Genomic DNA, 17,205 nt, shown 5'->3' with positions numbered 1-17,205 from the left:
CACAACCCTCTTCTCTAGTTAAAGTTAATTCATGATAAACTTCTTTTAATATGATTCATAACCATCCGTTTCTAAATCCTGCTTTTTTTAACCCATTTACAATGTATTTGGAGTCTTGCATGAGGTGCCATATCAATTCCGAACGATAGTTTTCTATCATCAAGACAACCGGCCCAAGATTGATACCATAATGATCGGAAGACGTCCACCCATTACTTGCATTTTTCCCATTTGGATAACTAAGATTGAAACTACATCTCAGACAATATTTTCCTGTGATCTCGGGATAAACATCTTGGAAATTTTGAATTGTTGGCAGTACAATTTCTGGTGCGAAGGGTAGTGAAGTGACTACAGCCCACGGGGCAACCGTACCATCATCGGGACCATAGGGTGCACCACGGGCAACATAGCCAAAGAAGGGGCGTTCAATGCCGTTGATTTTTTTTGTGTTCCAACCCGGGCCGTCGCTGGCTGTTATTCCCCAGAAATTTTCCCCGTAGCCTTTAAAGTCCAATGGATTTTGTATAGCGTATTCTCGCTGGACATACGTTGCCCGACGGCTGTTTTCAAAATAGTCGATTCCCTTTTCACGCATAAAGCCGTCCTGGATGCCACGAAAATCGATCCAGATTTGAGAATACTGATGGATAAACAGCGGGCCGCCGTAGATGAATTCATAGCCATATATTTTCTTCCATTCATAGGAAGAAGTCCAGGCTTTGTAGCTTTCCCTCGGCAACGGTTGGGACGGAGAGCCAAGAGCGAGGAAGTACAAGAGCCCAGCCTCGTCATAGCCTTCCCACCGATAGGGTAGAAAGCCGTCCTCTGGTGTCCACCCGTGGGTAATTGTGGCTTTACCGTTGCAAGCCCATTTCCAATCGACACGGCGATAAATCTTATCGACCAGGGTTCGGATTTCCTGTTCCTGTTTGGTTTCGCGGTCAAAAAAGGCGGCAGCCAGAAGCATACCAGCCAGCAGAATACCGGTATCGATCGTCGACAATTCGCACTTACCGGCACGTTTCCCAGTCTTCATATCCAGAAAATGATAATAGAAACCTTTGTGTCCGGTAGCATTTGGAGCGGGACTTTGCTTGCTGGTCCAAAAGAAGCGCAGGGTGGATAAGGTACGTTGAACTGCTTCGCTTCGTGATATCCAGTCGCGTTCAACTCCCACCACATAGGCTCCTAATGCAAAACCGACCGAAGCTATACTGGCAGGCGAACCCAACTGTGAATTGTCTGCTACCAGCCCGTTATTCGGATTAGTTTCATGCAAGAAATAATCGAAAGCGTGGCGTTGCAACCTATCCAATCTTCCACTATCAAAGTCGGAAGGTGGTTTGTGTTCTGATGGTATCTTTTCGAATCGAATATTTTCTGATTTTTTTGGCAGCTGACGAAATGCCTCTTCTGTTATCCTTTGGGTAGAAATACCGTCATAAAGTTTATCTTCTATAGCCTTAATTACCCGGTCAATCACTTTTGAATCAGCACCGGTAGCAACCAGCATACGGCGTAGCTTAGCCTCATTATAAGGTTCTTTTTCTCCGGATGCTTTTGTGACGTTTATCGTAGCCATAGGCAAAGTGGTTACTGATGGTCTTTAGCAGGTAGGGTACCATAATATTTGTGGTCAACCTGTTTTCGCCATTGATATCGATCTAAAATACTTTTGACTTCCGAAATCGGGGGCTTTTCGTGATAGGACCCATTTAAGAAGAGTACTGGCAGAATCAAGGGATTTCCCAGTTCAGATATCAACGCTTTTGCTTGCTTGGTATCAAAGCGTAAATCGATAAAGGTAAATGCTTGCTGTTTGGCCCGAAGCAGATTGACTAATTTCTGGAGGTATTCACACCATTCCTTGCAGTAAATAATTAAAGTTGAATACTTTTCGAGGTGATTATCATCGGAGTAATTCATTTGGGTACTTAATATTTATTGACATTACAGATATCCTGAGCTTCCTTCAATACTTGATTCTTCTTTCGGCTGTCCAGCCCTATGCTTGTCAGGATCTTATCATTCTCACATAACTGTTGGCAAAAAACGATATTCTGCTGAAGCAACTGCTGTTTATCTTTCTTACTAAGGGTTGAAAGACAAGTAATAGGATGGAGATTCACTTCGCTAATAAGATCTTTAAGCCCCACATTTTGAGGATAGTCCCAACTTAATAGTTTAAGGCCGATACAATTGCCATATTGCAGGGCATCCTTGGTAAAACGAGTATTGGTTACCACCCATCCCTGGTGTTGCTTGTCTTCGTGACCGGGCTGGCTACTCCAGTTTCTTTCCACATCCTTGAAACGCGATTGAATGTAAAGGGGGACTTTCACATTACATTTATGCCCTTTTCGGTTGTGAAATTTGCATTCTATCATGAAATGCTTGTTATCCTTCTCAGCGATCACATCAATTTCATGGGACACGCAATTACCATTTACAGTAACTCCTGTTTCAGTTTGGTAGCCTAACCTTTTAAGTAGTTCTCCAACAAACTTTTCAAAGGGGTAACCAGTAGGTCCCAGCTCCAATAATGCTTCTTTTAACTTATAACGTCCTGCGGAACGATCGGAATACTGTCTAAGCAGTCGAAAAGCCCTTTTGTAGATCTCCTGAGTGGAAATGCCATCATAGAGTATCTCACAGATTGCATTTGCAATTCGATCAATAATTTGTTGATCAGCACCTGCACTGTTGAGTGAACGCCGAAGTTTATTTTCATCAAATGATTCTTTTTCTCCGGATGCTTTGGTGACTGTGATCGGTGTCATATTTTAGACTATTATTGGATTGAAATAACTATAAATTTGATTGGCCCGAATTACTTGACCGTTGCAGAAACTGTTTCCATTTACCTTTGACCGGAAGGAAGGCCGGCACGTTTCGTTTGTACTGGAGATACTCTTCGCCAAACTCTTCAATTACTTTCTGTTCTTCTCTTCGGGCAAGCAAAACATAAGCGATAACGATAGCTGGGAACAGACCTACCGAGAAAATGGTGGGCCAGTGAATGACGCCTTCTCCAAAAAGTCCGATAAACAATCCAGTGTATTGGGGATGTCTGACCAGGCTATATAATCCGTCGGTTGCCAGCCTGTTTTCCTGTTTGGCATGATAAAGCTGACGCCAGCCCTGGATAAAAATACCGAATCCAATGAAAAGCAGGGTATAGCCCAGAATCATTGAGATCATCATGCCGGTTTGACCCATGCCTAATAATGTGGACCAGAGATTGGCATCTACATATCCACTGTCAATTCCCAGGAATCGCACCATCAGATAAATAGTAAGCGGGAAGCCATACATCTCTGCATATAGTGCAATGATAAAGCCTTGAATCAACCCCGCTCCCATCCACTCCCGCCAGGTTTTGGGCGCCAGATACTTGTATAAAAGCCAGGAGGCAAAAACGATAACAAAAAGTGCGATAATCCAGGCTCCTGAATGTTCTATTCCTCGTTCCATGTATTTATACCGTCAGTTATAGTAGTTTTGGTAATGAAAACGGATCATTTTCTAAATAAACCGTTGCTTAATACCCAATGATCGATTTGTTTTGTCTATCGATTTTTCGGGATTGGATTCTATGCCGGTTAGTGCTCGAATGGCATCGATGGTTTCGGGAATAATGATGGCCTGATTATCGACCAAATAGGCGTAATAGAGCTCATTGCCTTGCACCTTGAGCATATCCTCCCAGATGGCTACTTCGTACATGTCGCCATGGGGACGGCCCAGGTCCAGCATCAATTCCTTCACAGCATTATTTGCTGATAATTCATCATCCATGCGTATAAAAGCGGTTCGGGAAGAGGTGCCTAACGCTTCCAACACTTCCTCTTTGGATGCTTCCCGGGTCAATTGAACAGTCCAGTAGTGCAGATGAGAAAGTGTTTGAGGCACTTTTACCGCTGCGGTTACAACATTCAATTCGGGATCCACGCTCTGTGCATCAGGACCTTGATGACTGGGAATTTCCGGTTCGGGAACCAGCGTGTTCATGATGCCGTTTTTGTGGCTCTCCCACGGGTCAGTGGCTCGGCGCAACAGCGTACCTCGCGCTTTATTCAGCAGTCCTGCCCGTTTTAATGCGCTAAGCGTTCGTATGATGGATGTGGTATTGCAAGAGACCACACGGGTGCTTTCCCGATTTAAAGCAGAGGAATAATTATTTTCTGCGCTGAAGGAATGCCCGGTCGTCTCATGTTTCTCCCCGCCCTGCACAATATATTTTACACCCGCTGCTTTATATCGGTCGGCATTTTTAGCACCGAACTTTTTGGGAGCACAGTCCACGACTACATCGGTACTATCAAGCAGATCATCAAGATCACCGGCTATTTTGATGTTATTGCTGGTCATCAATTTCCGCCCTTCTTCGGTATTGGCATATATGGAGTATCCTTTTGATTCAGCTGATTGAATTCTCCAGTCGGCAGCTACATCTCCAATGCCAATAAGTTCCATATCATCTTGTAGGTCCACAGCTTCGGCTACTCTTTTTCCGATTACTCCATAGCCATTGACGGCAACTTTTACTTTCTTCATAAGTTTGGTCTTAAATATTAATTGCTTTGTTTTAAGATTTTTTTCCGTTCCTCAAATTCTTCCCGCTCAATTTCACCACGGGCGAACCTTCTCTTTAATATATCCATGGCATCTTCTTCCAGTTCTGTTTTGGGGCGATAGGGAATGATATTGAAAACAACCAATAGGATAATACCAACCACAATGAGCCACCATATCCAATGCATGCCTATAAAGTGATGATCGTAAAACATAATCCTTATTTTTTTAATTAACGGTTGGTAAATACAGTAAGGACTGTATTGAAACTTATAGTAAGATAGGAACGGACGCCTTAAAACAAGCTTAAATTGGGCGGGGATTATTTATTCTTCAGCTTGTGCAGTTATCTGTTGTTCAAGAAGAATCTTATTGAGATCAGACTTTGTAACTATGCCCCAAATCTTGTTGTTGCCAATAACAGGATACATGGATTGATCCTCCATTTGAAGGACATCAACGACATCCGCCAATAATAAATTGGGCTCAAGAGTTTTTACATCATCCTGAATAAGATCAATTATTGGGCGTTCTGATTTACCACCCTGAAGTGCCTGAATAACGGATCTATAAGACACGATTCCTACAAATTGGTCCCCGTTTTTAACAACAAGTTCAGAGGATCGGTTTTCAAGCATGAGAGAAGCGGCCTGTGCTACAGAAGCACTCAGGGAGATACTCTGGTAATTACTGGTCATGATATCTTTTGCTGTTATCACCTTCATAGATTCAGTCATGGAGACCTGTCGGGCTTCAGCCCCAGCGCCAAGAAATACAAAAATCCCAATAAACAGTAGGAATGGATTGTAAAAAAGTCCGAATAGTATAAAGCCTACGGCCAGTAGTTGTCCTATCGAGGCAGCAACTTGGGTGGCTTTGGCACGTTTCATTTTAAAAGCCAACAAGGCTCGGAGCACGCGGCCTCCGTCCATTGGAAATGCTGGTATTAAGTTGAAAACGACTAAGATGATATTAATTACAAGCAAATCAGACAGGAAATTACTCCCCGTTACATGATGGCTAATATCGAGTTGGCTCTGTCCGGTAACCAGTATCAACAAGAATAGTAAACCGGCAATAGCCACATTTACGGCAGGACCGGCAGCCGCAACAACTAATTCTTGCTTGGGGTCCTCAGGCATTCGCTCAAGTCTTGCTACTCCACCAATGGGTAATAAGTTGATATCCTGTGTATCGATACCATACCTGCGAGCTGCCAAGGCATGTCCAAATTCGTGTAGCGTCACACAAGCAAACAGTAAGGCCAGAAAGAACAGGCCCATTATAATTTCAAAAATTCCGTGCCCCTGTTGCAGGTGCATCCAGGAGAGCCATATAACCAACAGGATAAAGGTCCAATGAATAAAAACTTTGATGCCTGCTGGTTTACCGAGGTAGAGGGACCACTTCATGATGGTCTGCTTTCCTCTTGTGTATCCTGATCAATGCCAATATTATATATAGCCGCGATCAATGCACCGACCAGCCAACCCAGAATAAAGGTTTGTATGAGGCCAAACAGTGCATCCAATGGCGGTACACTCATGCGAATTATGGGTTCTACATCAAGCCCGTGCAATAGGCTATTAAAGAAGAAGATGGTTCCTTCTCTTCCAACTGAAACCATCAGGATAATACAGCCGATATATAGAACAGCGCCAGTAGTGCCAACGGCCATTCCCAATTTTTTTATGCTTAGCGTTTTCATAGTGACCTCCGTATTTAATGTTGATGATCTTGATGTTTGGATCCTTTTCGGTGGTGCCCAATCATCAGGATGTGGCAGGCAAACATTGCTACGACAAATAGAAAGATGGTTATATTACTGCTCAGCCCCAGCATTGGGGCGAAAAACAGAAGCAGAAGTGGAACACCACAACCAATAATCATCCAAAGGGTATGCTTGTTCATTTTTATGTGATATGGTTAGTTGTTGGTAAGTGAACTTTTGAGCCTGTTGAACTCTTCTTTCGATATCTCACCGGTTTGAAATCGTCTTCGGTGAACTTCGACGGCTGCATTTCTGATTTCAAGCCGGTGTTTGCCACGCAGGGCCAGATACCAGATCAGTAGAAAGACCCCGGCAAGAAGTAGCCACAGTACCGGGGCCCAATGGGTATTCAGTGCGTTTAGCCAGTCCATGATCAGTTGTGATGTTGCCCGTGGCTGTTGCCGTTCATGCCGTCTTTTTTGTTCATCATTCCCTGTCCATCCATCATGTTACCCTTCATCATCTGCATGCACATCATATGCATTTTCATCATGGATGAGTCACCCATCATCTCCATCATTTTAGAATGGTCCATTTCACCATCCTGCATCATGGACTGCATCATCTCCATATGCTTTTGCATGCGCTCCTTCATCTGGGGATCATTCATCATCTTCTGCATATTCCCCATCATCATGGTGTGATCCATGTCCATAGAGCCCATCATCTGTTGCATCATTTGTTGGCGCATCTGGGGATTTTGGGCCATGTGTTCCATCATCATAGTACGCATGGTGGAGTCCTGCATCATCTCCATCATTTGTTGTCTTTTTTGTGTCATGTCCCCCTGCTTCTGCTGAGCCATACCCATAGTTGTAAAGAGTAGCATGAAGGATAGAATCATTGTTAAGCGTTTCATTGTAGTCACCTTTTATTTGGATTTAATTCCAGTTTAATTCCTTGTTATAGGTTGCTGATTACCTTTTCTAATCTCGTTCGGACCTCGTCGGCAATAGGCTGAAGCCGGTCATTGGAAACGGCCTGCATCGAAGCCACCGGGTTGACGGCCGAAACTTCTACCGTACCATCTTCATTTTCCTCCACAATGACATTACAGGGGAGCATTACGCCAATTTTGTCTTCCGCCTGCAGCGCCTTGTGGGCAAAGTTTGGATTGCAGGCTCCCAGGATTTTATACTTTTTAAAATCTACATCCAGTTTCTCTTTCAGGGTATCCTTGACGTCGATTTCCGTCAACACGCCAAAGCCTTCTTCTTTCAGTAGGCCAGTTACCTTTTCTATGGCCTGATCATAGGAGAGATCGACTTTCTGTGATGTGAAATATTCCATAGTGTTTTTGGTCTTTTAAGATTCAATAGGTTTTGATGTTCTACTGTAACATACAACAACCTCCCTTAAAGCAACCTTAAAGTGCGCAAGAGTTAATTAAGAACTGTTGCACCCTCTTTACCGTCACGAATTCTTGTTACTCTCTCTATGGGGCAGACAAAGACGATGCCGTCTCCTTTGTGACCCGTTTTTCCATGCTTTTTAATAATATCGATAACTGTAGCTACATCGTCTGATTCCACTGCAATTTCAATCTTTGCCACATGCGTATGCATGGCCGGGAAGTTTAGAGATCCATGCTGATCATTGGGGTCGCTGAAACGACCTGTGCCTTCACCTTCGAAAACAGTCATGCAGCAATGCCCTTCTTTGCGGAGTGCTGTGTAAACATCTTCCAGTAGCATGGGTCGGATGTATGCTTTGACTAATTTCATCATAACCTCGGATTTAGCGTTCAATTTTAAGGAACCGTGCATTAATAGCCACGATTACGGTACTGAGTGACATGAGCACAGCGCCAAGGGCGGGGCTCAGAATAATGCCATAAGTGTATAACACACCTGCAGCCAACGGTATCGCAAAGGCGTTGTATCCCGTAGCCCACCACAAGTTCTGCACCATTTTCTTGTAGGTCGCTTTTGCAAGCGCGATTAATGACGCTACATCTTTGGGATTGCTCTGGGTAAGAATGATATCACCAGTCTCTACTGCAACATCCGAACCAGCCCCGATAGCAATACCCACATCGGCCTGCGCCAGGGCGGGAGCGTCATTCACACCGTCGCCGGTCATGGCCACTTTGAGTCCGCGCTGTTGTACTTCTCTAATTTTAGCTGCTTTTTCTTCGGGCAATACCTCGGCAAAGAAATCATCCAGTCCGAGCTCGTTGGCCACATAGGCGGCGGTTTGCCGGTTGTCGCCGGTGAGCATAATACACTGGATACCCATGTCGTGGAGGCTTTGAATAGCCTCGCGGGAATCTTCCCGGATATTATCACCAAGGGCGATCGCCCCCTGGAGCTGGTCGTCAATAATGACGAACACGACGGTTTTCCCCTGACCGGAAAGCTGTTCATACTGTTCTGTTGGATGGTCAATGTTGTGTTCACGCAGGTAGCCGGGACTTACCACTTTAATCTGTTTGCCATCTACGCGTCCTTCAATTCCCTTTCCTGTGATAGAGTTGAACTCCTCTACTTTCATCAGCCCGTCAGTAGCTTTCACGATGCCACGGGCAATAGGATGTTCAGAGTTTTGCTCCAGCGAGCCGGCCAGGCTCAAGAGTTGTTCCTTATCGTCGAAGCCATTGAATGTCAGGACATCCGTTACGCCAAACTCACCATGGGTCAGTGTTCCCGTTTTATCGAAGATGATAGCTCCGAGATTACGGGCTTCTTCAAAGGCGGTACGGTTGCGGATCAGGAATCCATTCTGGGCGGCCAGGCTGGTGGAAACGGCTACGACCAGTGGTACGGCCAGTCCCAGCGCATGCGGACAGGCAATCACCATCACGGTAACGGTACGTTCCAGGGCGAATACAAAATTTTCGGTAGTAAAGAAGGTCCACGCAAAGAAGGTGAGCGCACCGGCACCTAAAGCAATGATGGTAAGCCAAAATGCGGCACGGTTAGCCAAATCTTGTGTTCGGGACTTGCTTTCTTGGGCTTGCCGTACAAGGTCAATGACCTGGGAGAGAAAGGAGTCCTCACCCGTCCGGTTAACTTCAATCGTAAGAGATCCTTCTCCATTGATAGATCCCCCGATGACTTCATCGTCTTTTTGTTTGGACACTGGTTTAGATTCTCCTGTCATCAGTGATTCATTAACTGATGACTTACCGTCAATAACCATTCCATCGGCCGGAATCTTTTCGCCGGGTTTTACCAACACTTTATATCCCTTTTGCAATTCTTCAAGTGGGACGTCTTTGGTGGAACCGTCTTCTTGAATTACGTGCGCTTCCGACGGCATCAATTTTGCCAGTTCCTCAAGGGCTCGGGAAGCGCTCATTACGGATTTCATCTCGATATAATGACCGATCAGCATGATATCCACCAGCGTAGCCAGCTCCCAGAAGAAAACCTGTCCTTCTACCGCAAAGACTACGAGAGTGCTATATACGTAAGCGGCCGTAATGGCAACACCGATCAGGGTCATCATTCCGGGCTGGCGATCACTTACCTCGTCGTAGAGGCCCTTCAAAAATGGCCACCCACCATAAAAGAACACGATGCTAGAAAGGATGAATGAGATATAGGTATCACCGGTAAACTGGAGGGTATCTCCTAATCCCAAGAACCCCTGAATCATGTGAGAAAGAATCAGGATAGGAATGGTTAGGGCAATGGATATCCAAAAACGCTTCAGAAAATCCTCGGCCATGTGGGCGTGGTGTTCAGCATGCCCACCGGAGTGCTTGTGTTCTCTATGATTTTCGTGGTTATGTTCATGGTCGTGATGCTGATTGCCACTGTGATTATGATCGTGCTTCATGTCTTGGTGAGAATGTTCCATAATACCATCCTTAAGCTATTTATTGTGGTAACCCATAGATTATGGGCCTTGGTTTTCAGGTATTATAGGAAGAAGAGGCTTAAATTAAGCTTAAAAAGCTTAATTTTTATTTCTAAAAAATGGTAATCCCCAACACAACTAATTTGTGTTGAGCATTCCTGATGAATACGTACACGAGCTGATTGCTGCGACAGGATGAGATTGGGTTGAATCATTCTGGTATTCGTTTCAGAAATTCTTTTGCTCCTACAAATCCAACCACTCGTGACTCTTTGATTTCTATTCCGTTTTTATTCAGAAATATGATCGTGGGTACGCCAGCCACGCCAAACTTTTTGCGTATTGCTTCAGCTTCGGGGGATTCATAATCGGTGAGGTCGACTTTTATCGTTCGGTAGGATTGCAGTGCAGAGATAACTTCTTCATTGGTAAACGTGATCCGATCCAACTCCAGGCATGGCACGCACCAGTCAGCATAAAAATCGAGTACTACGGGTGTTCCTGCCTGGGCCGCTTTTTCCAGTTTATCGGGATGATATGATTCCCATTGAACTGTTGGTTTTGTCAGATTCATAGTGAATAGAACACCACCAATTATACCGGCAACACCCACTATTCGTTTAACGCGGTTAAATGTTTTAAGGTTTTGTCCGGAGGATTCCATAAATCCGAGGTAGATGCCACCCAGGATAAGTGTCGGGGGGAGGATATACAGTACGTATTGAGGAAACCAGGCCAGAGCAAGGAAAAACAGGGCAGCGCCGATCAAAACTACTCCAAATACCTTTTTGACCCACACCATCCATTCCCCGGATTTCGGAAGTTTGGACAGTAGACTGCTGAAGGTACCGAGGACGAGATACGGAAGCCCAAGACCGAATGCCATCACAAAGAAGGTAAAAAAGCCAAACAATGGGTTACCTTGGGCACCTACAAATGTCAGCAGGGCGATTACTGGTGGTCCGATGCAGGGGGCTGCAAAAATACCTACCATTACCCCAGAAAGAAAAAGACCTACAGGCCCTACAGACCGTTGGGATCCACCCAGCTTTTGCAATACCCATTGTGGTGGCTGCAACTCATAAAGTCCGAACATACTCAATGCCATAGCCAGCAGAATTCCCCCCACTGCAGCCAAAACGACTGAACTTTGTAGCCAGCTTCCAAACAGACTGCCCGTGTAGGCAGCCGCTACCCCCAGTACGCTGTACATAAAGACAATGCCCAATATGTAAATTAAAGCCTTTGTAAAAGACTGATATGCACTTATTTGTTGATCAGCACGTCCGCCAAACAGCGACACGGTGACCGAGAGCATGGGATACACACAAGGGGTTAGATTAAGCGCCAGTCCAATCAGGAAAATACTTAAGAATGCCCAGACAGCCCCGCGTTCACTGAACATAGTGGCAATGGAATTGTCAGGCAACAACGTTGAAGAATTGCCGGCTGTCGATGTTTGCCCATAGTCCTCAAATAGATCTTGATTGATGGATTTGTATCCGGTATTGGCTGCGGCCACTTCAACAGGAATGGAAATATCAAGGGTTGATGGTGGCAGACAAGAGTTATCATTGCATGCCTGAACGCGCAAGGTGCCTGTTATGGTGTACGATCCGGGGGATATATCGGGGGTAGTAGTGAGCGTAAAAAATATTGGGGCATTGCCCTGATATACATCGATAGGCTCATCGGCAAAGGCAAAGGTGAATCGTTCCGAATCGGGATATTGTATTCCGCTCATACTGAACCCCGAAAGAGAATCAAGGCTCAGCTCAGTACCGATCAAATAATCGAGCGTGGGTTTTTGCGCATTGACGTGCCAGGTATCATCGATATTCATTTCTACTGCCACAGCCATAGAGTCTCCAGCTGGGATTACATTTTGCGAGAGTTTGACTTCGGTGGATACTTTCCCGGTACTACCCACAGGCTGGGCTTGGAGCAGGGGACCAATACTGGATAGAAGAAAAGTGAAAAGTAGTGGAACGAGATTTTTTTGAATGTTCATAGGTGGTAGGGGCAATTGGGGATTAGGATTACCTTTCTTCTGCCAGAAGCTCTTTCAAACGGGGTTCAAGTTCTTTATTGGTCAGTGCTCCCACGGCAAAGTATCGGAGATTACCCTTCCGGCCGATAATATAGGTCGTCGGGATGCCCATCGTAGGACCGTATTTTTCCATAACGGTACCGTCGGTGTCGATGTACATCGGATAGGTAACGTTATACTCTTCCATAAACGGACGCACTACCGATTCGCCCTGTTCGTCAACTGAGACACCGAGCGTGACATATCCCTGGTCTTTGTATTTTTCGTATAAGGCAACAAGATCAGGAGTCTCTTCCCGGCATGGTGCACACCAGGTAGCCCAGATATTCATCAGTACGACTTTTCCTTTTTGATCGGAGAGGCGAAACGGTTCTCCACTCAGGAGCGTGATCTCGAAATCCGTGGCGGGGGCTTCTTTTTTAGCCTCATGTAACGGGGCGGAAGCAGGATCAAGGTGTTCCACTTTCTTGGCAGTGGCACTTCCCATACCATGTTCTGTAGTTTCGTTCTGTTCCGCTCCACAAGCTGTGAAAGCAATCAACAACATTGAATAGATAAAGTATTTCATAGTGTAAGCAGTTTTCGGTTGAACAATTTATTACCCCTATATTTCTATAGTGAAGGGGAGAATAAGCAGTTTAAGTTGTCGACCTCAAGGTTTTTGGGCTGCCGAATCGGCTTGCTGAGATTCCCATTTATCCTTTCGGACGATTTGACCGGTTGGCGTAATTATCTCTCTGGGTCCCGGCTCCTCCATGGGAAATTTGTTGATGCCCACTCCTGAATCTCGGTTTTCAGGGACGTAATGATTGTGTGAGCCGTGATTTACGGCTGTATACGGTTTGGGATTAAAAAAGCCCAGTGAATCTGCCAGGGCAAAGCCTGCAGCAATGAGCACTCCCAGTATAAACAGGTATTTGTATTTGTTTTTAGATGTCATAGCGTCATTTATGGTTTAATCTTTCCAAAATAGGCGACTTGGTCGGGCCCATTAAAAAAGTATACGTCAACTGGTCCGGGCTCTTCCGCCATACCCGGGGATTGAGCCGGCATGCCGGGCACGGTAATACCCTTGGCGTTGGGTTGTTTTTTAAGCAGTTCCCGAACTGCTTTGGCCGGGACATGCCCTTCTACGATATATCCCCTGACAACTACCGTATGGCAGGCACTGAGTTTATCCGGAACACCTTTTTGTTTCTTAACGGAGGCAAGCGTATCTGTCGGCTGCTCGGTCACTGAAAATCCGTTTTCCTCCATGTAGGTGGCCCACTTGGAGCAACACTTGCAGTTCGGATTTTTGTACATCGTCACATTGATCGGTTTGGGTTGTGCAAGGGCTACATCATCTGTTGTATTGGTTTTATCTTGTTTTCCCTGGGAGCAGCCAATAATGCCGATAAACAGGACGAGAACTGCCAAGAAATATGATCGTGAAGTTTGGTATTTCATTTTTAAAGGATATAGAGTTATTGAATTAAAAATCAGTGAGGTGGATTGGATACTATTTGGTTAGGAGCTAAGGCTATGTAATTAGATGCGAGGATATGGAAAGCCCTCCTAATAGTATCGCTTAGAGAAGAGTTGCTAATTCAGAAAAGTGCTGTTTATCAAGAAGATGGGAGGAGTAGAATAAGATAACGAATTATCCAGCGGAAGGTTTATGAATAGTCCTTTATCCTGTATGTGATTGGAAACCGTTTGTGTCGGCCAGATAGCTTTGGCAAACAACTTTTCCATGGGCAACGGGCTCGTCAGGTCGATAAGGGAATGGGAAAAAGATTGCTGGCAAACTGCCCTGAAAGTACAACTTTCAATTTGATCTGTACTTGCCGATTTATCAGCATTCTCTGTCTTAACCTCAGGGCAGCATTCGACAGACTTATCGGAAACACTGGCCACAAGTTGCGGGGTGGTCTCCATTTGACAGAACAGGGTTACCGCATGGTGAGCTGATGGCAAAACTATATTTGCTGCAAACGTGATCAGCAGCAACAATATAGCATGACGGTATTTCCTGATATTTCCTTTCAATGTAGAACCGCGATTATAGAATTCGGTAGGAAGATAAGAAATTAGGTAATCATAATAAATTGAGGGAAACAATAGGTCATGAGGGGATTACAAACCAGGGCTTCTTAAATCGTCTTATCTGGGTTAATATTAATTGGAGTTGACCTCTAACAAGGTAGCATACTTTGGCTTACTCATGAAAAAACACATCCAACCTCTAAAAATTAAAAGAACCAATACGGGATAGAGGGCAGGCGGGATATCCTGATGAATTAATAAAAATGTCATTGCCATGAAAACAATTCCCAAGATGACCGGTTCTGTCAACTTCCATGTTTGTAACCGGCATTTCTTTTTATGGATAACTACGTATAGAATTATGGGAGCTATTAATGTCCATACTATATTGGCATTCCATGTGGTAGTCGGATACGCAGAAAACAACCAAAGAATTAGGATGAGAAATCCAATCCCGCCCACAATCCCAAAGAGCACGCAATCAAACCAACGCCAGAGAGATTGCTTATTAGAGAAAGCAATTCCAAGTGGTATCACAAGAACGAACAACGACCAAAAAACAAGTTTAGGGGTTAAGACCGGCGGGTTAAGGACAGCTTTATTAGCGGGAGTATAAATTGTTTGATCATCGACCAAAGCGACAGAAGTGTCAGCATTTTGAATTTTGGCATTAGCAAAACGTTTTTTGAGAAGATTGGGTAAAAATAGCATTTCTGACCCTGAAGGAATTTCATCGGTTGGAAGACCCAGTACCAGATTAACACCCAGTTTAACCCAAGGCACCGGTTCCAGATAGGAATTGATAAACTCCCGGAAACTTTCCTGCTTCGGATTCAGTGGCTCTTGAAATCGAAGCGCGTCACCCGCAACTGCATTGATGGCGTCATAGACCCGTGTAGTACAGTTGTCATAAAAGAACTCATAGGAGTAGTACCGGTTTTCGGGCCGGGCGTTAGTCTGTAAATAGCGGAACAGTTGTTGGGTTTGCTCCAGGCTAAGATTGAGCCGCTGCTCAGTAATGGTGCGTCCGGCCTTCAGGTATGCTTGTTTTGCCCTTTCGTATTCGTTTACCGAAAGAAAATATTGCAGGTTGCCAAGGGCAAACTTCCGGTAAAAGCCTTCGGTATCAAAATCGAAGGTGCCGTAGTTGTAGGTGCGGTCGATGTTATTGGTCGGATCGGTAATCCGCAGGGCGGTGTGGCCGAAAATTGTATAGAGTTCATCGCCCGGTGAGGCTGTGATAAGACTTACCTTAGTCTCAGACGAAAGCTGTGCCTGCTGTGCCCAAAGCGGAGTGGTTAAAACCCCAAAAAATACTGCCAGCAGGATGCAGAACTTTTTGTATTTGTATATGAAACATTGATCAACAGTTAAAACGGGCATGACTTTATACAATCTCGAAATTGGCCATCATGCCGTTGTCTTCGTGCTCCAGATTGTGGCAGTGAAATGCGTACAGGCCTTTTTCGGCATCGAACTTGGTAAGCATACGTACGGTTTCCCTGCGTTCAACGCGGACCGTGTCTTTCCAGCCGCGCTCGTGCGGGGCCAGACTGCCCCGGCTGCGGTCCAGCACTTTAAACTGGGTGGCGTGCAGATGCATGGGATGCGGCATCCCGGTGCGGTTATTAAACTCCCAGACCTCCAGGGCGCCCTGCTGCACAGTTTGGTCCGCTCGCAGCATTTCAAAAAACTTTCCGTCGATAGCCGGCCCGCGCATCATCTCCATGGTCAGGTCGATGCGGCGGGTGCGGTCGGCGTCGGCCTCATCGGGGAACGACAGCTCCGTGAGGGCTTGCGGCAACCGGAAGGAATCTTCTTCCTTGTTGGTGATACGAAATTCCAGGAAAGCCCCGCCGCTATTCCCGGCACCATCCCTACCGCAGCACATGTTTCCACCGTCGTTATCACGGTTATTTCGCCTCCGGCCACGATTCCACCAACGATTTCCATTCCTTCCGCCGTCCATCATACCATTCATCATCCCGCCCATGCCGTTTCGGGGCTCGGCGGTCATGCGAACCTTCTTTCCTGCTTCATAGCCGCTGAAGTCCACCAGCAGGTCGGCCCGTTCGCCCGGCGTTAAGGTAATGGAAGAGATTTCATACGGTCGGTCGTGCAGCCCCCCGTCGCTTCCGATAACATAAAACGAGCTGTCGTCGCTAAAGGAAAAATCCAGAATGCGAGCATTCGAACCGTTCAGCAGGCGCAGCCGATAAAAACGATTACTTACTTCGTGGTAGGGTGCCTGCATGCCGTTAACCAGTATGGTATTTCCAAAGAACCCCATCCGCCGGTCCATTCTGTTCAGGTTGTAGGTCATCTGTCCACTGTCGTTGAATCTTTTATCCTGGACGATCAAAGGCAACTCGTAGTCTCCCGACGGCAAATTCAACGCCTGCTCCTCTTCATCTTCAATGATGAAAAGACCGCCTAGCCCCCGGTACACCTGCGGGCCGGTCAGCTTGTCGGGGTGGGGGTGGTACCAGTAGGTGCCGGCCCGTTGGTCAATATCGAAGCGGTAGTTGTAGGTTTGTCCGGGCTGGACAGCATCTTTAGGGTGGCCGTCCATGTCGGGCGGGACGATCAGCCCGTGCCAGTGAATAATGCTCTCTTGGTCGATGCGGTTTTGGTAGTCGATGGCCAGGCTTTCACCCCTCTTTACACGGATGGTGGGGCTGGGCAGCGAGCCGTTGAGGGTATAGACATCCGAAGACGTATCTCCGGCCAGGGTATGCCGGGCGGTTTCGGCGGCCAGCTCAAAATCGTTTGCGCGAATCTCTTCCGGGAAGACCAGCGAACGGGAAAAAGCGTTGTCAGGCAGTGCCAGATCGGTATTTCCGTCCGAGGTGCAGGCCAGCAGCCCTGGTGAAAATGTTGCCACTCCGGTACCAATACTCAAAAGTTTAAGGAATTCTTTGCGTTTCATAATAGTATATCCTTGCTATTTTACATATTGAAATTAGTAGAATTA

At 45.9% G+C, this 17,205-nt stretch carries 21 protein-coding genes; all 21 read right to left on the bottom strand.

Annotation, left to right across the window (positions count from 1 at the left end; translation table 11 throughout):
* Positions 1 to 55: 55 nt before the first annotated feature.
* The gene (locus AAFH98_RS02455; RefSeq protein ID WP_342521084.1) at positions 56 to 1,585 is read right to left on the bottom strand and encodes a glucoamylase family protein; all 1,530 of its coding nucleotides are present in this window, start codon (positions 1,583 to 1,585) and stop codon (positions 56 to 58) included.
* 11 nt (positions 1,586 to 1,596) lie between these two features.
* Positions 1,597 to 1,929 carry a glutaredoxin family protein gene (locus AAFH98_RS02450; RefSeq protein WP_142715551.1) on the bottom strand — a complete coding sequence of 111 codons (333 nt, stop codon included), beginning with the start codon at positions 1,927 to 1,929 and terminating at the stop codon, positions 1,597 to 1,599.
* A gap of 8 nt (positions 1,930 to 1,937) precedes the next feature.
* Complete coding sequence (locus tag AAFH98_RS02445) at positions 1,938 to 2,783, bottom strand: restriction endonuclease (RefSeq protein WP_342521083.1); 846 nt, start codon at positions 2,781 to 2,783, stop codon at positions 1,938 to 1,940.
* 28 nt (positions 2,784 to 2,811) lie between these two features.
* Positions 2,812 to 3,477, bottom strand: coding sequence for a methyltransferase family protein (locus AAFH98_RS02440; RefSeq protein WP_342521082.1), 666 nt, complete (start codon positions 3,475 to 3,477; stop codon positions 2,812 to 2,814).
* A 51-nt stretch (positions 3,478 to 3,528) separates the two neighbouring features.
* Positions 3,529 to 4,560, bottom strand: a complete 1,032-nt coding sequence (locus AAFH98_RS02435; RefSeq protein WP_342521081.1) for a type II glyceraldehyde-3-phosphate dehydrogenase — start codon at positions 4,558 to 4,560, stop codon at positions 3,529 to 3,531.
* A gap of 17 nt (positions 4,561 to 4,577) precedes the next feature.
* Positions 4,578 to 4,793: an SHOCT domain-containing protein gene (locus tag AAFH98_RS02430; RefSeq protein ID WP_342521080.1), complete on the bottom strand. Its 216-nt coding sequence runs from the start codon at positions 4,791 to 4,793 to the stop codon at positions 4,578 to 4,580.
* Between the two features lie 111 nt (positions 4,794 to 4,904).
* On the bottom strand, positions 4,905 to 5,990 hold the full coding sequence (locus tag AAFH98_RS02425; RefSeq protein WP_342521079.1) for a site-2 protease family protein: 1,086 nt from the start codon (positions 5,988 to 5,990) through the stop codon (positions 4,905 to 4,907).
* On the bottom strand, positions 5,987 to 6,286 hold the full coding sequence (locus AAFH98_RS02420) for a DUF5676 family membrane protein (RefSeq protein ID WP_265767936.1): 300 nt from the start codon (positions 6,284 to 6,286) through the stop codon (positions 5,987 to 5,989). The genes AAFH98_RS02425 and AAFH98_RS02420 overlap by 4 nt, the downstream gene beginning before the upstream one ends.
* Before the next feature lie 14 nt (positions 6,287 to 6,300).
* A complete protein-coding gene (locus tag AAFH98_RS02415) occupies positions 6,301 to 6,489 on the bottom strand; it encodes a hypothetical protein (protein ID WP_342521078.1) in 189 nt (62 codons plus the stop codon).
* Between the two features lie 15 nt (positions 6,490 to 6,504).
* On the bottom strand, positions 6,505 to 6,720 hold the full coding sequence (locus AAFH98_RS02410) for an SHOCT domain-containing protein (protein WP_342521077.1): 216 nt from the start codon (positions 6,718 to 6,720) through the stop codon (positions 6,505 to 6,507).
* Positions 6,721 to 6,722: 2 nt separating this feature from the next.
* On the bottom strand, positions 6,723 to 7,193 hold the full coding sequence (locus AAFH98_RS02405) for a hypothetical protein (protein WP_342521076.1): 471 nt from the start codon (positions 7,191 to 7,193) through the stop codon (positions 6,723 to 6,725).
* A 59-nt stretch (positions 7,194 to 7,252) separates the two neighbouring features.
* On the bottom strand, positions 7,253 to 7,639 hold the full coding sequence (locus AAFH98_RS02400) for a DUF302 domain-containing protein (protein ID WP_342521075.1): 387 nt from the start codon (positions 7,637 to 7,639) through the stop codon (positions 7,253 to 7,255).
* A 92-nt stretch (positions 7,640 to 7,731) separates the two neighbouring features.
* Positions 7,732 to 8,097, bottom strand: a complete 366-nt coding sequence (locus AAFH98_RS02395; RefSeq protein WP_342521074.1) for a P-II family nitrogen regulator — start codon at positions 8,095 to 8,097, stop codon at positions 7,732 to 7,734.
* Entirely contained in the window at positions 8,087 to 10,153 is a 2,067-nt protein-coding gene (locus AAFH98_RS02390; protein ID WP_342521073.1) for a heavy metal translocating P-type ATPase, read from the bottom strand. The genes AAFH98_RS02395 and AAFH98_RS02390 overlap by 11 nt, the downstream gene beginning before the upstream one ends.
* Positions 10,154 to 10,364: 211 nt before the next feature.
* Positions 10,365 to 12,164: a protein-disulfide reductase DsbD family protein gene (locus AAFH98_RS02385; protein WP_095606396.1), complete on the bottom strand. Its 1,800-nt coding sequence runs from the start codon at positions 12,162 to 12,164 to the stop codon at positions 10,365 to 10,367.
* 28 nt (positions 12,165 to 12,192) lie between these two features.
* Positions 12,193 to 12,750 (bottom strand): TlpA disulfide reductase family protein, encoded by a 558-nt coding sequence (locus AAFH98_RS02380; RefSeq protein WP_342521072.1) that lies wholly within the window; start codon positions 12,748 to 12,750, stop codon positions 12,193 to 12,195.
* A 105-nt stretch (positions 12,751 to 12,855) separates the two neighbouring features.
* Positions 12,856 to 13,143, bottom strand: coding sequence for a hypothetical protein (locus tag AAFH98_RS02375; protein WP_095606394.1), 288 nt, complete (start codon positions 13,141 to 13,143; stop codon positions 12,856 to 12,858).
* An 8-nt stretch (positions 13,144 to 13,151) separates the two neighbouring features.
* Positions 13,152 to 13,652: a DUF411 domain-containing protein gene (locus tag AAFH98_RS02370; RefSeq protein ID WP_342521071.1), complete on the bottom strand. Its 501-nt coding sequence runs from the start codon at positions 13,650 to 13,652 to the stop codon at positions 13,152 to 13,154.
* Between the two features lie 135 nt (positions 13,653 to 13,787).
* A complete protein-coding gene (locus AAFH98_RS02365) occupies positions 13,788 to 14,123 on the bottom strand; it encodes a hypothetical protein (RefSeq protein ID WP_342521069.1) in 336 nt (111 codons plus the stop codon).
* Positions 14,124 to 14,363: 240 nt separating this feature from the next.
* Positions 14,364 to 15,614, bottom strand: coding sequence for an Lnb N-terminal periplasmic domain-containing protein (locus AAFH98_RS02360; RefSeq protein WP_342521068.1), 1,251 nt, complete (start codon positions 15,612 to 15,614; stop codon positions 14,364 to 14,366).
* A gap of 4 nt (positions 15,615 to 15,618) precedes the next feature.
* Positions 15,619 to 17,160, bottom strand: coding sequence for a multicopper oxidase family protein (locus AAFH98_RS02355; RefSeq protein ID WP_342521067.1), 1,542 nt, complete (start codon positions 17,158 to 17,160; stop codon positions 15,619 to 15,621).
* Positions 17,161 to 17,205 lie beyond the last annotated feature (45 nt).

The sequence above is a fragment of the Fodinibius sp. Rm-B-1B1-1 genome (assembly GCF_038594945.1).
Lineage (GTDB): Bacteria > Bacteroidota > Rhodothermia > Balneolales > Balneolaceae > Fodinibius > Fodinibius alkaliphilus.
Note: the sequence above shows the minus strand (reverse complement) of the source record. Positions and strands in the feature narration are given on the sequence as shown.

Coding starts and splice junctions, on each gene's coding strand:
- AAFH98_RS02455 (WP_342521084.1), bottom strand. CDS start 1,585: ATGGCTACGATAAACGTCACAAAAGCATCCGGAGAAAAAGAACCTTAT.
- AAFH98_RS02450 (WP_142715551.1), bottom strand. CDS start 1,929: ATGAATTACTCCGATGATAATCACCTCGAAAAGTATTCAACTTTAATT.
- AAFH98_RS02445 (WP_342521083.1), bottom strand. CDS start 2,783: ATGACACCGATCACAGTCACCAAAGCATCCGGAGAAAAAGAATCATTT.
- AAFH98_RS02440 (WP_342521082.1), bottom strand. CDS start 3,477: ATGGAACGAGGAATAGAACATTCAGGAGCCTGGATTATCGCACTTTTT.
- AAFH98_RS02435 (WP_342521081.1), bottom strand. CDS start 4,560: ATGAAGAAAGTAAAAGTTGCCGTCAATGGCTATGGAGTAATCGGAAAA.
- AAFH98_RS02430 (WP_342521080.1), bottom strand. CDS start 4,793: ATGTTTTACGATCATCACTTTATAGGCATGCATTGGATATGGTGGCTC.
- AAFH98_RS02425 (WP_342521079.1), bottom strand. CDS start 5,990: ATGAAGTGGTCCCTCTACCTCGGTAAACCAGCAGGCATCAAAGTTTTT.
- AAFH98_RS02420 (WP_265767936.1), bottom strand. CDS start 6,286: ATGAAAACGCTAAGCATAAAAAAATTGGGAATGGCCGTTGGCACTACT.
- AAFH98_RS02415 (WP_342521078.1), bottom strand. CDS start 6,489: ATGAACAAGCATACCCTTTGGATGATTATTGGTTGTGGTGTTCCACTT.
- AAFH98_RS02410 (WP_342521077.1), bottom strand. CDS start 6,720: ATGGACTGGCTAAACGCACTGAATACCCATTGGGCCCCGGTACTGTGG.
- AAFH98_RS02405 (WP_342521076.1), bottom strand. CDS start 7,193: ATGATTCTATCCTTCATGCTACTCTTTACAACTATGGGTATGGCTCAG.
- AAFH98_RS02400 (WP_342521075.1), bottom strand. CDS start 7,639: ATGGAATATTTCACATCACAGAAAGTCGATCTCTCCTATGATCAGGCC.
- AAFH98_RS02390 (WP_342521073.1), bottom strand. CDS start 10,153: ATGGAACATTCTCACCAAGACATGAAGCACGATCATAATCACAGTGGC.
- AAFH98_RS02385 (WP_095606396.1), bottom strand. CDS start 12,164: ATGAACATTCAAAAAAATCTCGTTCCACTACTTTTCACTTTTCTTCTA.
- AAFH98_RS02380 (WP_342521072.1), bottom strand. CDS start 12,750: ATGTTGTTGATTGCTTTCACAGCTTGTGGAGCGGAACAGAACGAAACT.
- AAFH98_RS02375 (WP_095606394.1), bottom strand. CDS start 13,143: ATGACATCTAAAAACAAATACAAATACCTGTTTATACTGGGAGTGCTC.
- AAFH98_RS02370 (WP_342521071.1), bottom strand. CDS start 13,652: ATGAAATACCAAACTTCACGATCATATTTCTTGGCAGTTCTCGTCCTG.
- AAFH98_RS02365 (WP_342521069.1), bottom strand. CDS start 14,123: ATGGAGACCACCCCGCAACTTGTGGCCAGTGTTTCCGATAAGTCTGTC.
- AAFH98_RS02360 (WP_342521068.1), bottom strand. CDS start 15,614: ATGCCCGTTTTAACTGTTGATCAATGTTTCATATACAAATACAAAAAG.
- AAFH98_RS02355 (WP_342521067.1), bottom strand. CDS start 17,160: ATGAAACGCAAAGAATTCCTTAAACTTTTGAGTATTGGTACCGGAGTG.